Origin of the sequence: Imperialibacter sp. (assembly GCF_040222385.1) — a bacterium.
Classification (GTDB): domain Bacteria; phylum Bacteroidota; class Bacteroidia; order Cytophagales; family Cyclobacteriaceae; genus Imperialibacter.
Genome location: NZ_JAVKDF010000042.1, coordinates 258883 through 273895 on the forward strand (window position 1 = coordinate 258883; position 15013 = coordinate 273895).

The 15013-nt window shown below is 41.3% G+C and carries 15 protein-coding genes; 4 read left to right on the forward strand and 11 right to left on the reverse strand.

What is annotated here, in order from left to right:
• Positions 1-206: 206 nt before the first annotated feature.
• Together RIG68_RS23230 and RIG68_RS23235 are read right to left on the reverse strand one after the other, a co-directional pair.
• Positions 207-782: a helix-turn-helix domain-containing protein gene (locus RIG68_RS23230; RefSeq protein WP_350127986.1), complete on the reverse strand. Its 576-nt coding sequence runs from the start codon at positions 780-782 to the stop codon at positions 207-209.
• Between the two features lie 2 nt (positions 783-784).
• Entirely contained in the window at positions 785-1252 is a 468-nt protein-coding gene (locus tag RIG68_RS23235) for a hypothetical protein (protein WP_350127988.1), read from the reverse strand.
• Between the two features lie 634 nt (positions 1253-1886).
• On the opposite strand from RIG68_RS23235, the gene RIG68_RS23240 reads away from it, so the two are divergent.
• The 4 genes from RIG68_RS23240 (at position 1887) to RIG68_RS23255 (ending at position 5700) form a co-directional block, all read left to right on the forward strand.
• Positions 1887-3041: a toxic anion resistance protein gene (locus RIG68_RS23240; RefSeq protein ID WP_350127991.1), complete on the forward strand. Its 1155-nt coding sequence runs from the start codon at positions 1887-1889 to the stop codon at positions 3039-3041.
• Positions 3042-3222: 181 nt separating this feature from the next.
• Positions 3223-3825, forward strand: coding sequence for a TerD family protein (locus RIG68_RS23245; protein ID WP_350127994.1), 603 nt, complete (start codon positions 3223-3225; stop codon positions 3823-3825).
• 25 nt (positions 3826-3850) lie between these two features.
• Positions 3851-4930, forward strand: a complete 1080-nt coding sequence (locus tag RIG68_RS23250; RefSeq protein ID WP_350127997.1) for a hypothetical protein — start codon at positions 3851-3853, stop codon at positions 4928-4930.
• Between the two features lie 5 nt (positions 4931-4935).
• On the forward strand, positions 4936-5700 hold the full coding sequence (locus RIG68_RS23255) for a vWA domain-containing protein (protein ID WP_350128000.1): 765 nt from the start codon (positions 4936-4938) through the stop codon (positions 5698-5700).
• Between the two features lie 228 nt (positions 5701-5928).
• On the opposite strand, the gene RIG68_RS23260 is transcribed toward RIG68_RS23255, so the two are convergent.
• The 9 genes from RIG68_RS23260 to RIG68_RS23300 all read right to left on the reverse strand — a co-directional run bounded on the left by RIG68_RS23260 (position 5929) and on the right by RIG68_RS23300 (position 14496).
• Positions 5929-6363: a cupin domain-containing protein gene (locus RIG68_RS23260; protein ID WP_350128003.1), complete on the reverse strand. Its 435-nt coding sequence runs from the start codon at positions 6361-6363 to the stop codon at positions 5929-5931.
• Positions 6364-6380: 17 nt separating this feature from the next.
• On the reverse strand, positions 6381-7016 hold the full coding sequence (locus RIG68_RS23265; RefSeq protein ID WP_350128006.1) for an O-methyltransferase: 636 nt from the start codon (positions 7014-7016) through the stop codon (positions 6381-6383).
• A 71-nt stretch (positions 7017-7087) separates the two neighbouring features.
• A complete protein-coding gene (locus RIG68_RS23270) occupies positions 7088-8734 on the reverse strand; it encodes an amidohydrolase (RefSeq protein WP_350128009.1) in 1647 nt (548 codons plus the stop codon).
• 54 nt (positions 8735-8788) lie between these two features.
• On the reverse strand, positions 8789-9211 hold the full coding sequence (locus RIG68_RS23275) for a hypothetical protein (RefSeq protein WP_350128012.1): 423 nt from the start codon (positions 9209-9211) through the stop codon (positions 8789-8791).
• Between the two features lie 47 nt (positions 9212-9258).
• Positions 9259-10698, reverse strand: coding sequence for a nuclear transport factor 2 family protein (locus tag RIG68_RS23280; RefSeq protein ID WP_350128015.1), 1440 nt, complete (start codon positions 10696-10698; stop codon positions 9259-9261).
• A gap of 100 nt (positions 10699-10798) precedes the next feature.
• On the reverse strand, positions 10799-11677 hold the full coding sequence (locus RIG68_RS23285; protein ID WP_350128018.1) for a helix-turn-helix domain-containing protein: 879 nt from the start codon (positions 11675-11677) through the stop codon (positions 10799-10801).
• A gap of 125 nt (positions 11678-11802) precedes the next feature.
• Positions 11803-13233, reverse strand: a complete 1431-nt coding sequence (locus tag RIG68_RS23290) for a S41 family peptidase (protein WP_350128021.1) — start codon at positions 13231-13233, stop codon at positions 11803-11805.
• A gap of 105 nt (positions 13234-13338) precedes the next feature.
• Positions 13339-13785, reverse strand: coding sequence for a hypothetical protein (locus RIG68_RS23295; RefSeq protein WP_350128024.1), 447 nt, complete (start codon positions 13783-13785; stop codon positions 13339-13341).
• 171 nt (positions 13786-13956) lie between these two features.
• Positions 13957-14496: a hypothetical protein gene (locus RIG68_RS23300; RefSeq protein ID WP_350128027.1), complete on the reverse strand. Its 540-nt coding sequence runs from the start codon at positions 14494-14496 to the stop codon at positions 13957-13959.
• Positions 14497-15013 lie beyond the last annotated feature (517 nt).

A 15013-nucleotide genomic window follows, 5' to 3' on the forward strand; every position in this document is an offset into this window, starting at 1 on the left:
CCGGTCTCTATCCTTATTATGCATTTACCGAAATATCGTAAAATAAATGTCTTTTACCGATAGTGATTTTTTTTGGCCTGCAGGCAGATTAGGCCACGACAGCAGTAGATTAAAAAGTTGAAGCAGTATACCGGATTACAGATACTGCGATGGGGGTTTGAGTTTCTCACACAGCGATTACAAATGCCGGACAGCTGGTTGATTCTCTACCTTAAAAATTTAATTGGCGAATAGTACCAAATATCCTTTTTATTCAGAATCCTAAATGTATTAACCGCTATTAACCCAATATTCAAGATATACATTGCTATTACAGCGATAAAGACTGCCCTAAAGGTGAGACTTGGTATAAGCCCTGCTTTGCCTATAAGGAATAGTGACAGGGGAAGCAAAACCAACGACAACACCCAGGTGATCTCAAAATTGATCAACTCAGCGCCCACCTTTTGCACATCTTTCAATTTGCCCTTTTTATTCGTCCACATGGTAAAAGGCACCAATATTCCCAATATTGGAAAAACCAAAAAGGACAAGGTGGCTAGATTTAGAAAAACAAGAAATCCATTATCCTCTTTGATCTTCCAATTAATGAGCTCATCAGGGTTTAGGCCCAGGGGAGCCGCTAACCTTTGAAGCGTATCGCCGGTAGGTTTACTTTCGCCATTTTCAATACGTTGAACGGTTCTATGACTCAAGCCGGCTTCCTCAGCGAGGGCTTCCTGAGACATGCCTTTTCTCGTTCGATACTCTTTAACTCTCGTTGCTAAATGTGAATGCTCCATGCTTATTTTTTTACGGATCTACGACTTTTCAATACCACAAGAGTTATTGATCCCAGTAAAAACCCAGGTATGATTTGAACTAGCGAACCATAACCCACTTGATTTAATACTGCTTGCTGAAAATTAGAGAAATAAGCACCGTAATGAGTTCCTATTTCCAATTGGGTATCTATCCACCAGAGTAGGGATACGGCAAATCTCGAAATTGGAGAAAATATCACTAACGCCAATAGGAGAATCCAGTATGCCTGTTTCTCGGTAGACAGTTTAAATCCCCAATAAACGGAAAATCCTATACTGAGCCAAAGTAGCCCAAGAATGAAGATAACATTTTCGGGTAGCCCTGCTAATTCAAGAAAGAACCGAACGGGTGTAACAATGAAAGAGATGATAATTGGTACTTTAACAAGGTGAATAGCCCTCCGAAGCGTGCTATTGACACCAACTGATTGACTTATTTTAGCTGCCATGTCCATTGTTGATCATGAGTTAATTTGATGCATGACAAAGCTAATCTGAGAGGGTGTTACGATGTGACGTAACCTTTGCGACATCTTCACGACATCTGTGTTCAAGGCAGTAAGGAACTATGCAGACTCTCTGTAATAAGAACGATAGATGCCTTTATCGCCTAAAGTAATTGGGTGTTTGCACTTTCGTATGGAACGAATCGGAACGTGCAAACCAGCAGTTGGCCAGCCAATCGTTCAAGTGAAAGATGTTCTCAATTTTTAGCTATACAGTACATGCTTCACTAAAGTTGCACCATGGATTTCAATAACCTCAAAATAAATTTGTATCCTATTGAATTTCTGATGTTTACATCCATGTGAGGTGTAAACTAAGCAATGACACACATCGGATAGTACAAAAAAATAAAAAATTATTTATATAAAATACCAAACTCTGGTTACTTTTCTTACGTCTTAAGTATACAATATTACAAAAAGCACAAAGCGCTTAACAAAGCGTTACTCCAATGTAAAAACGTCGTCAATCTACTTCAAAATGGCTGCCACTGATCAAATTCAGAAATAGACAGTTTTGTTGCTAGGTGCTTTTTATCAGAATACGCTCTTACCATCAACTTTTAAAAATTAAATCATGGAAACATTAACAACAGAGCCCGCCAGGGACTCTGATGACGGCCCTCTAGTGCCCAAAAAGAACGCTCTAGGCTTTACGTTAAACGAGGAACAAGCCCAGGAAGCAGACCGGATAGTTGCTAGTTTGAATATTCAGGAACTGACCCCTGCCGACATTGTGCAAATAGGCTTTTCCGCCGAACAGGCACTACAACGTACGCTGGACGGTTTTCTGGCCAGACTCGACAAAAACTCCTCGAACCAGGTATTCCTGCTGTTTGACCAACTGGAAAAAGGCGTAAAAGACGCCAATCTTCAGGAAGTGCTCAGGAAGATACAGGACACGAAGCCTACCTTGTTTAGGCGGATGATGGGTTTCCTGAGAGGGAAAAACCTGAGCCAGGTGACCCGTGAAACCTACGATAGCATCAAGGACCTGATTTCTGGCAAAACACAGACGCTAGCCTACGAGGTGGGTAAGATAGAGAAGGAGCTTTCGCAAAGCATGCACAAGCTCAACGAGGAATTAAGAACCCTCGACGAGTTGAAGGCATCTTACCACACACACATCGGAAACTTTGGCACTGTGGCGGTTGCTTCCCAACAGGTATTGGAGAAAGCGAAGGCTCATCTTGCGGAAATGGAAGCAGGACAGCAAAGCCAGTCGATCGAGAATCCAATATTGATGGCCCGGCTACAGGATGTTCGCCAAAAGGTGGACTTGCTGGAGAGCAGAACGCTATCGCTGGTGGGAGGCTATACCCGCCTGCCTGCCGACCATATCATTATTCAGCAGATAGAACAGGCGGGCGTGGCCACCCTGCAGGAGACCATCATTACTGCGTCGAGTCGCTTTGCCAGCATAAAAACAACTCTGCTGGCAATTAATGGCGCTTTCAATGTGAAAAGCGTGCAGCAAATTGCGCAAAAGCAGGCCGTTATGGACCAGCAGCTTCAGCAGATCAGGAGCCAGCTAACGAAGGAAATTATGACGACTGCTATGGCGAGCCCGGGCGACAACCGATTGGAACAGGTGGCTCAAGTGGAAAAAATCATACAGGATGCCAGGGAAATCCGTGACCTGATGAAGAAGGCCCAGGAGATCAACGAAGGCAAATTCCGGACAGCCCGGGAAAAATTCGTAGAGCTCAGAAGTCAGCTTTCCATAAACTGATCAGGGTAGCTACCTGAACAGGCGCAAGCACTCCCACTACTTGCATTTTACCATTCTCATCACCTTTTGATAATGCGTTTATCAGGGAATAGGAAAGGTATGTGCTCACAGCAAGGGTAGTATCGCCGAAACAAAAATTGTAACTCTTTTTATCATTAAATCATATAAGACCATGTTAGAAATGAAACTTCACAAGCCTGGCGACAATGTGCCCAAGCTTAGCCTTTCCCTTAAAAAAGAAAGCATTTTCCAAATCGAGTTGTCGTGGGATAGCACCGTTGACGTGGATGCCCACGCCCTGCTGGCCTTCAACGATGGCTCAGGTGCCAAAGTATCGTCCTTTGATCAGGTGCTGTCCACCTATAATTCAAAGAAAACCAACCCCAGCGGCACTTTGATGACTAACGCAGACGGGTCATTTTCTACTCCCTGCGGCTCGCTTACCCACAGCGGCGACAGCCGGGATGGCACCACACAGGACGTAGACGAGACGATGAAAATCGACGGATCGAAGATCAAAAATGGCGAGAACGAAATCTTGATTTTTGTGACGATCCATGCTGCTAACGGGAAGAAATTCTCAGAGGTAAAAGAGGCTAAAATCGTGATCAAGGACGACGCACATAAAGTGCTCTGCGAGTACATGCTTTCCAGCGAGTTTTCCGGCTTCGATTCTGTGCAAATGGGCAGCATCATCCTTACGCCCGACAAAGCGTTTCAGTTCCATCCGGTCGGTGTTGGTTTCAACGGCGACTTCAACACGGTGCTTTCTAATTTCAGCTAACAACCTACTCTTCTCTCCATCGACCATGAGCCAGAAAATCAACCCATCGATCATAAAAATCGACCTGAAACAAGCCTCAGGGCCTGGCCCGTCGGTCATTGGAACGGTTGGTCACAGGCCAGAGGAAGAAGTGAAAAAGGAGCAGCTTAAGCCATCGGTGATTGCCGTGTCAAAGTCAAACGACACGGCACCTATGGCTCCTTCAGCCCTAACGCCCAGAGACGGCAACAAGACGCCTGGCGAAGTGACGACGCAAAAGGTAGCCCCTTCCAAAATGGCGGGGATGGCCAGAAAGCGACTGCCGGTAACCTTTGAGGATGTGAAGAAAGCGCACCCGGGCCAAAAGGAAGAAATTCTTGAAATGGCCTATCAGTTTGTTCTTGAAATAGACATTCAGGAGGTGGTGAAGTCTTCTGTGTTGCTGTGGAAAACCGACCTGCAAAAGCGCTACAGCGAAAAGGTAATGGAGCTGCTCGACTGCACCCAGAACGAGGCCATCGCAAAAACAGGCAGTCAGATTTCCAGGGTCATTGAGATACTGGAGGCCATTGACTTGCGGGGCGTTTGCGACTATGGGCAGGACGGCGTTTTTGCCAAGCTGATAAAAGGTGCTAACAAGGAATTCGACACGCCTGAGGAGCTTCTTCAAGCCGAAAAGGAGTTGAAGCAGCTGACTCAGCGTTTGGCGATGCAGCTGCAGGCTCTTATACAGTTACAGCACAACCTGCAAACGCTGAATGCCGAAGTATTGGTACTCTCGCAGTCGATCAGGGCATCGGGCATAGCGGCCAGCTTCCTTTCAGGTTACCTCCGCAGGAAAAGTGCTGAGCTGCCGAAAATCGCAGACCAGTTCCTTGAACGAAGCATGAGTCTGATGCAAACGGAAGCGCAGATTTTCGAAAATGAAATGGCCCGGGAGATGCAAATGGAGCACCCTATCAAGCTGATTGGTACTATTCAGAACACCGTGCTGGTCATGATTCCCGACTGGCTGGGCAGTGTGGGGGCCATTCGGTCGATGCTCGAATCGAACAAAAAAGTAACAGTCACGCAGGTCGAGGAAATCAGTGACTGGAAGAAAAAAATCATTAAACTCTTAAATTAAAAGACATGTCATTACAACTCAATCTTGAAAAAAGTAAAGGGAAACTTCTTCTTTCTTTAAATAAAAAGGGGGTAAACACGCCGCCTGTTATGGAGCTGGCCTTTGATCTTGATGTGAGCGGCAGCTTTGATGACGAGCACCGGGACGGCCTTACGCAACAACTGCTGCTGCGCCTTGTGCCATGGGGAATGCTTTTTGACCCTGACCAGAAAATGGACGTATTCACGTTCAGCGATGGCAAAAGAAGAGCGTCCTACGTAGGAGAAATCACACCTGATACCTGCGACAGATACATCCAAAGGAATGTAATTGACAGAGTGGAGGGTTACAACGGAGGCACCGACTATAGCTATGTGGTGGAAAAGAACCTGCAGCATTTCGGGTGGGTGGAAGGCGGTGCCTTTGTACCCAGAAAGAAAGGCTTTCTAACCTCTATTTTTGGTGGCGACCCTGGTTACGACATGGTGGCAACAGCCCCCAAACGATCCCTGGTTATTTTTGTAACCGACGGCGAGTGCTATTCTCGGGATGAAGAGCGGATGAGGGCCGTGCTGGCAGAATCCGAGGCGAGGAAGGACCAGGTATATTTTCTTCTGATCGGCATTAGCAATCAGGGGGTGCAATTTGAATTTCTCCAGCAGATAGCAGATGAGTTTTCTAATACCGGCCTGGTGGTGATCAGAAACCTCAGAGAGTTTGTGGCAAAGTCTGATGAAGAGGTGAATGAAATCCTGATCGGCGACGAACTGGTAGAATGGCTGAAAAGTTAGTCAGGCTACAGGCATCTTCAATAGCTGTCCGTGGGCTTATGGTTCACGGCAGGCTGTTGATTTTCTTGTGCACTAATGAGTGTCACATTCGACAAGACCATGGGCTACAACGTCTATGTATAGTGAGTGCGCTGGCACTTTCCATTGTCACTAAAGTATCAAATTATAGAGAAAGTTGATGGTTGCAAGTAAGCGCATTCACTATACATTTTGTTGTATGCCGTTTTTCTAGCCTTCATAAATATCGAACTCGGCAGCTATGGTCTTCATGAGTTCACTATCTGCAAAATCACTGGCTGACATTTTTGAAAGTTTTTCCAGATAGAGATCAAACTGTCCATTTTTAAAAATAGAAAGCATCTTACCTCCTTTTTCGCAGCTTGCTGCATGCCATACATTTGGTGGGACAGTTACTGTATCTCCTGGCTTACAATGAATGGTTTCATTGTCAAAAATCAAATCCACTTCTCCCTCTAGAAAGTAAAACACCTCCGTCATGATTTTGTGATGATGTCGTGCTAGGTAAAAGCCCGGTTTCAGGGTGTCTTCGACAAAGCACAGCTCCCCATTGGTATGATGTGAGGATAGCTTGATAAAACAATGATCTTGAGAATAGTTATAGTTTTGACCTTCACCATTTCTAATTACTTCTTTTGCTTTCATATTAATTGAATTAAACTTCATCTGTTTTTCGTTGTAATCAAGACTGCTTTCCCGTGATGAATTTCTTGTGAACGGTACGTCTCATTTTGAGTAATGGTCTGCAAAAACACCTTAGTATCGGACATGTCTGCATTGTCAACATAAATAATCGTATTAGCGTGAAAGTTTGGTTCTAATAATTGAAACACGTCCAGGTATAAATCCTTCCAGCCATCAAGTAGCAGCAGGTCAACTGGCTCGTTGTGATCTTTTAAGGTCTTCATCGCATCTCCGATCCGAACTTCGATCAGATCTGATACACCCGCGTTTTCAAAATTTTCCTTCGCCTTTTCAGCTTTTGAAGGGATCAATTCTGTAGTGATGATACGTCCACCCGTTTCCAGTACGCCTTGCGCAAGAAACAATGTCGAGATGCCAAAAGAGGTGCCGAACTCAACGATATTTTTGTATTTGTGCTCTTTGATTATGTCTGTCAGTACTTTTCCTTGCTCTTCGGAAATGGCTAAGTAAGCATTTCTGAAATCAGAAGGCTGCATTGGTCGAAACACGCTTTTTGCAACTCCGGGGATTACCTTGAGAAAGTCATTTTTGGAGTCATTATAAAGTTCAGTAATGGTGTTTTGGATTTGATTTATTTGAGTATTGGTCATCATTCTTTAATTAAATGTTATAGCATTGGATATCAATTCACCTTAGTTGATATCCAATATGGAGTACTTATTATTTATAATTTTTCGTAAACAACTTGGCCGTTTACGACAGTCATCAGCGAACTGAGGTTTTCAATTTCCTCAGCAGGTATAGTCATATAGTCTCGATCAAGGACGACAAAATCTGCTCTCTTTCCTGGTTCTAAACTCCCCAGATCGTTTTCTTTAAAGAGTATGTAAGCATTTGTAGCAGTATGTGCTCTCAAAGCGTCCTCCCTTGATAGGGTTTCACTAAATGAAACATTCCCTGTATTGTTTCTACCACTTACTACCCATCCAATCGTATGAAAAGGATTAGGACTCGCCACTATGGTAGCATCAGAACCTAATCCCCATACTCCTCCCATTTTATGGATAGTACTTGCTGGCGGTGGTGACAAGTCGGAATTTGACATTTGTCTACATACACTGTGTACCGCAAAAACCATATTCATATCAATTGCTCTTTGAATGGATTCTTCTGACACACCATTGGTGTGGGCAATTGTGAATCGTAAGTTTTTCAGCTGTGGATGTGTCTTAGCGATCGGCTCCAGAAGATCCAACATCAATTTCATTTTAACCTCACGCATGGTGTGTTCATGAATTTGCCAGTTGTTTTCAATTGCTGTAACAATGATGTCCTTGAAGTGCGCTTGATCATCCTCTGAAACAACAAAGGGGCTTGATCGCATAGGTTCATATACTGTTTCTCCATAGCCAAATTGAGAAAAATTAAGTCCAGTATAATCTGGCCTGTTTGATCTCAACTCTTTCTTAATAGTCTCGGCAGAATGAGCCGTACTATTTTCTTTGTTCAGAGAGTAAAATACTCGCATCTTTAACTCGTTCTTACTGAATACCCGGCTCACGGATTCATAAAAATTGTTGGTCACCAGATTTCCACCCACGTCATAAACACAGGTAAGTCCTTTGCTCAAGAGGCTGTCTACGGTTTGTTTGAGGCTTTGATCCCAGACTTCCTGCGTTGGTTCCGTAAAAGCCTGATACATTAAATCCATGGCTTTGCCAGACATTTGCCCTGATAGCTCACCTAAGTTGTTTTTAGCAAATTCGCCATGCCCAGCAACTACTGTCTCTTTCGTGATGCCAGCAGCCAATAATGCTGCACTATTGGCAAAAGCCTGTTCATAATCCAATTGTATATACAGCGGGCGATCGAGTACTACCTGATCTAATTCTTCTTTAGTAAATAGTGCAGGATTGTCTTGAAATTGTTCAAAAATAAATCCGCCAATGACCATCACCCATTCATCCTTCGGAAGAGTTTTGGCGCGTTCCTTGACCATCGCTAAGGCTTGAGCTCTTGACATAACAGAATTCCACTGTACACTTCTATACCAATTTTTGGTAGCACGTACATAATGAATGTGATTGTCTATCAGGCCTGGTATGACTGTCTTTCCCTTTAAATCAGTGACTTTCGTCTGGCTATTCGTATGAGTTAAAACTTCATCTTTAGATCCTGTGCTAAGAATAAGACCATCCTTTATGGCCATTGACTCTACAATCGAGAAATTATCATCAACGGTTAAAATTTTACCGTTGATGATAACCCAATCCGCAATGACATTTTCCTCATTGGAGCTCGAGTTGGTTTGACACGAACCTAAGCCAATAAGAATGCATGTCAACACAATTGAATGAAAGCCTTTTTTCACGATCTTAATCGGATTATTGGATGAAAAATATGTGCATTAGACTTGTTTCACTTTTCAGTGAACCATTGGCCAGAGCTTACGAATCCCAAGTGTGTAGGGAACAAAAGCTAAAAAAACCATCATTGCTGCGTAGCTGAGCATAGAAGTGGTATCTAACCCAGCATATAGAATGCTATCTAAAAGGTCACCTCCTTCTACTATGAATCGCATGATAAAAATGGCAAGGAGCATTGCAGCTGACCGCTTATATAGAGCTAAAACAGTTATTGCTGCTGCCGCAATGTTTCGAATCCCATATTTGAAGAGGCCAGTATCTATGGTAGAACCATCTTCAAGAGTTACCATTCCAATATTTGAATCCATAAGAGTCATTATCCCAAAGATTAGTGGAGCACCAACCATAATAATGGCACCATACCAATAGATCCATTTTGGAATAGTGTCATAGTTTGCTTTTGTTGTTTTATCAGTTGTCATAATGTTTTGATTTTATTGTTTTCTCTCGCTTATATTGAGTGAGCTAATTAAAATTTTCCGTTTTGGTTCTTCCATTCGGATTTTGCAGGAATTGGTGTGATTACATCCCAGTGCTCTACTATTTGTCCATTCTCCAAGCGGAACAGATCGTAGTAGGAGGTGGCTTGCTGGCCAAATTTCCCTTCGCTTAGGGTGAGGACGAAATTGCCTTGCCCCAGCACTTTATGAATGGTGTGGTATTCCATGTACATGCCCTGCTCTGCCATCTTTTTCATGGCACTGCCCAAGCCATCTAGTCCATCGGGCACACTTGGATTGTGCTGAATATAGCTTGTTGGATTGATGTAAGTGGCGATTTTATCCATTTCACCCTTCATGAAAACCTTCTCCAAAAGATCCTTCACCACTTGCTTGTTGGCTTTAGTTTTATCCAGATCCATAAGCACAGAAGATCCGTCTAATTGGGTGTGTCCACTCGGATTAGGTTGCTGTATTTCCAATAAGTTGTCCCAATGCTCTACGATCAAACCATTTTCAAACCTGAAAACATCGAAACCCACTTTTGGTCCAAAGAAATCGTACTCGGTATGTGTGAAAACATAGTTGCCATCCTCAAAAGCGCGAACCACGTTGGCTTTGAATCCTTGTGCAGGTGCATGCTGCATGACTTCACCAAAACCCGCCAAGCCATCACCTACAGATAGGTTATGCTGGATGTATTTTTCTGGATTGATGTAGGAGATAGGTGTTTGGTCACCCGTGTTAAAGCTATTGAGAAGAGCCACCACTTTGTCTTTATTTGACATCCCTGTCTCAACAGAAGTCAAGGACTGGTACCTTCCCATTTGAATGGTCGACTGATCCATCATACCCATAAATTTTTGGGAAAGCTCGTGTTCCATAAATGGCTGCAAGGCAGCATCCGAATGGGCCTTATTGTCCCAATATACGGTAACAAGTTGTGTGCCGTCTTCAGCATTTCCAGTGATGCGCTGAATGAAACCCGCCTTAGGTGCGGTCACTTTGACCTCTACCTTTTTATTCATTTTTGCCAAAGACTTTGCATCAACCCCATCTGTGGTTTTGTAGGTCATCACTTCCACGAAGGTGCTGTTATCTGCTTTGAATTCATCTTCTATGCTATAGCGAGCCATTTTCATCGTAGAGCCTTCGATCATAGCGGCATAATCTGCTACCGAAGCATCAGCCATGAATTTTTGCATGGATGCATCTGCATCAGCAGTCGTGTTCCAATACACCAACACCACATATTCCCCTTGATCGTTGATGCCACTTTGGCGTTTAATAAATCCAGGTTGCTTGCTTGTGAAGTTGCTTTCTACCTCTGCATCGAGCTTTTGAAAGGCAGATGCACTAGCAGTAGTCTTGATTTTGAAAGTGGTGACCTCAAGTACCACAGGATTCGATTTGGCACAACCAAATAGCAATACAAATGATGCTATGGTCGCGAATAGTTTTAATTTCATCTCGGTAATATTTTGTGTTAAATAATATCACAAAGATGATTATGAGGTTGCTTGAAGTAGTTATGATACTTGAACCATAAATGGTAAAAGTGTAACTAGTCTATCTTTTGTGTCTAAAGTCTAAAGGTGTCTTTTGTGTCTTTTTTTTAAAAAATTTGATCATGTTGGAGGGTTCTTCAAATCCTGTCTTATAGCTTATTTCCTTGACAGAAAGTGATGTAGAAGCGAGGTATCTTTGTATTTCAATGATCACAAAGTCATCAATAAATTCCTTTGCTGTTTTACCACTTAGCTCTTTTACAATGTCATTCAAAAACTTGTAAGAAATAGCCAGTTCGGAAGCATAAAGTCGTGCGTTTCTGGTCTGATTGAATTCCTTTTCCAACATCTCTTTGAAACGATTGAATAGGTCAAGCCAGTGGAGGTTAGCAGTGTTAATCAATTGTGCTTCTTTCGCTCTCTCTGCCTTAAGAAGTAAAGCCTGCAGTAGGGCATTGAGTATTTCTGCTTTAGCAAAAGACTTATTAAAATGGAATTCGTAGTGCAAGGATGAAGCAATGTCAGTCAATTTGTCCTGGTCAAACTCTTTTTGACGAATCAAAGGGGATGAAAGATGGTAATTGAATAAGCGGTTCAGTTTTAGGAGTTCTGGCAAGTAGTATTCTTTGCCGCTAAATACACTTCGGAAAATGATACAAAAACCACTGCACTGTTTGATTTCTTTCGAGAAATGATGCACTTGATTCTTCGCAATGAAAATAGCATCCCCCTTTTCCAGTCGATAGGATTTGAAATCAACAAAATGAGAAAAGGACCCATGAGTGTTAATAAGGATGAGGAAAAATTCGATCCGATGTAACTGATACGGATCATGATCTTTGGATTTAAGCAGATTTGCAAGCAGCTCATCAAACGACATTATCTGAATGTTGAGATCCTTACTTTTATCAAAATCTACTTTTGGTATTTCTTTACTCAACTTTGTCGGGTGTTTTGGTGAGGTTGTACCAAAAAATTGTGCGAATTATTCTTTAGGATTAATGGCATACAACGGTGAGTATATGAAGCGTAGCCTGCCTACAGGCTATGATTTCATATACAATGTTAGCGGCTTTTAATTCTGAGATACTCCTTAACATATTCTAGAGTCGTGTCAACTCCAGATTCAATATCCTTTTCTCTTAATTCTATTTCTATATCTGGAATAGTAGTTTTACCGGAACTTTTTTGAAGGTTTCCAAAACACAAAAATGGCATGTCAACCTCAATATCACTATTAGGGAGCTTTACAATATAACTTTGTCCCGCACACTGTATATTACTATAAATATCTCCACCATTTACTTGTCCAATAAATTTAATTTCCCTTTGATTCATATGCATTCTATAGTTGTATAGAAGTCTCAAAAACTGAGTAGTTGCCGAGAAAGAACCACCATTTATTAAGACATATATATTTCCCTTAAAGCTGTTTTCTCTAGGATTAAAGCTACTTTCCCCCATCATGTCCACATAGATTTTTTTTAATGTCAGAGTGCTGTCATTATCCAAAAACTCATCTGGGTTATTTATGTATGCCTTTATGTCATCGGACAAATAGCTCGTGTAGTCAATGTATTTGAATGATTTACCTGGTGTTCTAATAGTCTCATTTAAACCATTGAAAGGTGTTTCTGTGAGATAGGTAAATAATATGTTCTCGTAATTGTCCCCACCTCCCTCATTATCTCTTAAATCTAAAATCAAATTGTCAATACTATCTTTAGCGAGAGTGCGAAAAGCGTTGTCTAAAAATGGCTGAAACTCTATTCCATAGTTCTCAATAAATCCTTTGTAAAAACTACCTACCTTTAAATAAGCGGTGTTAGGATAAATTTCTGCCTTGAATTGCAAAGGACTTTCAAAATTACTTATCGATTTATTGAATCTGGCACTATAAGTAGAATCTATTTGGTGCGGTGTTTTGCCCTCTATTTTAAAAGGTTTATTTAAACCACTTACTTCAAGCCTAAAATTCTTTGCTTCGGGATAGAAGAGATTGAACAAATAGTGGAAGTAAAAGTAATTGTAAAGGTTGTATGTTTTAAACCCTGTGTTTCCTCCATCTGAGGGTAGGTATGCCAACATTCTTTTGATTAAGCTATCTGTGCGAATTCCATTTATGCTGATAATTTCTTTGCCACTGAGTTGTTTTCCATGATTGCTTAAATCGGCATCTATATAAAGTTTACTATTGTTAACTAGAAATTTATAGGGAAGATAATATTTGTCTTTGTTCAAAACCGCCATCCTAAAATTCGCATATTTATCTTCCTTTAGCTTAATTCTCGTATGTCCATGATTTAATAAGGAGATGGAATAGGCGAGTTTTAAATAAAAATCTTCTCTAGAAACTTTATTTTCAAAAGTATTTGCAATACTATCTAGCTTTTTTTCAAGGCTCAAGGAATCAATATAATAGTAAAGCCCAGCATGTCCTTCTTTTAGGGATTCTCGAAAAATTTTAAAATCTTCCTTTTGTTGTTCAAGGGTCATGTAATTTGTTTGAGCGGAAAGCCGAAACGAAAAGAAACACAATGACCATAGAAATATTAATTTGCTCATACTAATTATAATTTTAAATGTATAAAGTTTAATATATCAATCTACAACTTCCACCATATTGAAATAAAAAACGTCTTTGCTTGTGTTTTTAGAGAATGTAATTTTTAAATATTTAAAACCTAGACTTCCACCAACTTCAAACACTTCATTAGAATAATTTGGTAGCTGAATTTCACCTTTTGCACCGACAATTCTTGATTTTCCCAGTAACCCTAGAAAAGGCCGACTTACTTTTAGTGACTCGAAAGTCAAGTTGATTTTTTCTTTGGCTAAAAATTGGCAGGTATGAATCAAATCTTCTCGACTGGTTGTTTTATCAATTAAAATTTCAGTTTGAATCAGTTCTTTTCCTGAATCAGTTGTTTTTGAAATTCTGGTAATACAAGAAGGATATTTCTCTAAAGAAACTGGAGCTACGAAACTGCACAGAATGAATATCATGGCTGTTGAAGCAAAAGCTTGACTGATGTTTAATTTTTTCATGCTTTATTGATTTTATAAATTGCCGCTAACGGCCCTGGCTATGGCAAGTGCTGGATTTGAAACCGATTTCTTGTCTGCCTACCGTAAATTTACTTAGTTGCAATATCTTCATATTTAAGCAGTCACCCCGCATTTGCTATAGCCGATGTTGTGCGGTCGGCTTTTATTTTTTCATTCTATTGGTTCCCATTTTCCTTTTTCGAAAAATACGTTGTAAAATTTTGGCGACTTAAATACCAAATAGAAATCCCAAGCACTTCTATAAGTTGTCGGATTACTTGCCAAAATATGGTGTGTCGGTTCTTCCATTTCAATTATCAGTCTTGCCGAGTTGTAATTTCTTGGGTCGGTCGTTTTAATAGTTCCACGATACGTTTTCAATATTTTCTCTTTGTCAGTCACATAAAAGAAAATTGAGTCGTTGTCCGTTATTTTAAATCGAAAATGGTCGTATTGCCAATCAGTCTGTTCTCCTTTGAAATAGTCACGATTGATAACATATTCTCCGTAGTAGTCGTCTTTGTCCAATTCCGTTTTTGAAGTCAACCAATTTAAAATGGTTACAAGTGTCCCAAGTCCGAATATACCGAGCCAAATCAGTCCAAGAATTTTACCTACGATTAATTTTCTCGAAATGAGCCAAACTATCAATAGGATTCCTGTCAACGGGACAAGAATGAGAATGAAGAACAAGTTAAATCCGAATCCCATTGTTAATTCTTAGGTATCTGTTTTTTTAGCTGCCGCACAACATTGAGGCAAGAAACGTACATCTGTCTTCAGTAACGCAGGCTGCATTTCCTTGCCAACTAAAGATAGTAAAATGCAGGGAAGATGTATGTTTTTTGCCGGGTGTTAGGTTCAGGTGCCCCGTACTGTTATGCGTTCCTGCAAATCCGTCAACATAGCTGCACCCTGGTTGCTTCTGTCTGGCCGCTGCCCCCCCAATCAGGTAGTATTTAGAACCTCACTATGGTCTTTAGCTAAGGCTAAGGAATTTTTCGTAGTGAGGTTTGGCAAGGTTTCGCCCAGCGCTCCGCAGATCAGTTCCAACTATCCCTGTCCAATTAGCTCAGATTATCAGCCTGTTATCCGCTTGACTTTGTGGTCAAAAACGGCTAACTTCATCAAGTCTTTGAGACGATCTCGACTCGTCTACAAGTAGAATCCTTCTTACTTGCACGGTCTCACCGCTAAGACTTGAAGTTTCATTTCATGCCACAAATGG

Bases quoted from the DNA above. Each gene is read 5' to 3' on its own strand.
- RIG68_RS23280 (WP_350128015.1), bottom strand. From the start codon at position 10,698: ATGAAATTAAAACTATTCGCGACCATAGCATCATTTGTATTGCTATTT.
- RIG68_RS23230 (WP_350127986.1), bottom strand. From the start codon at position 782: ATGGAGCATTCACATTTAGCAACGAGAGTTAAAGAGTATCGAACGAGA.
- RIG68_RS23235 (WP_350127988.1), bottom strand. From the start codon at position 1,252: ATGGCAGCTAAAATAAGTCAATCAGTTGGTGTCAATAGCACGCTTCGG.
- RIG68_RS23265 (WP_350128006.1), bottom strand. From the start codon at position 7,016: ATGATGACCAATACTCAAATAAATCAAATCCAAAACACCATTACTGAA.
- RIG68_RS23240 (WP_350127991.1), top strand. From the start codon at position 1,887: ATGGAAACATTAACAACAGAGCCCGCCAGGGACTCTGATGACGGCCCT.
- RIG68_RS23245 (WP_350127994.1), top strand. From the start codon at position 3,223: ATGAAACTTCACAAGCCTGGCGACAATGTGCCCAAGCTTAGCCTTTCC.
- RIG68_RS23260 (WP_350128003.1), bottom strand. From the start codon at position 6,363: ATGAAAGCAAAAGAAGTAATTAGAAATGGTGAAGGTCAAAACTATAAC.
- RIG68_RS23300 (WP_350128027.1), bottom strand. From the start codon at position 14,496: ATGGGATTCGGATTTAACTTGTTCTTCATTCTCATTCTTGTCCCGTTG.
- RIG68_RS23275 (WP_350128012.1), bottom strand. From the start codon at position 9,211: ATGACAACTGATAAAACAACAAAAGCAAACTATGACACTATTCCAAAA.
- RIG68_RS23290 (WP_350128021.1), bottom strand. From the start codon at position 13,233: ATGACCCTTGAACAACAAAAGGAAGATTTTAAAATTTTTCGAGAATCC.
- RIG68_RS23295 (WP_350128024.1), bottom strand. From the start codon at position 13,785: ATGAAAAAATTAAACATCAGTCAAGCTTTTGCTTCAACAGCCATGATA.
- RIG68_RS23250 (WP_350127997.1), top strand. From the start codon at position 3,851: ATGAGCCAGAAAATCAACCCATCGATCATAAAAATCGACCTGAAACAA.
- RIG68_RS23255 (WP_350128000.1), top strand. From the start codon at position 4,936: ATGTCATTACAACTCAATCTTGAAAAAAGTAAAGGGAAACTTCTTCTT.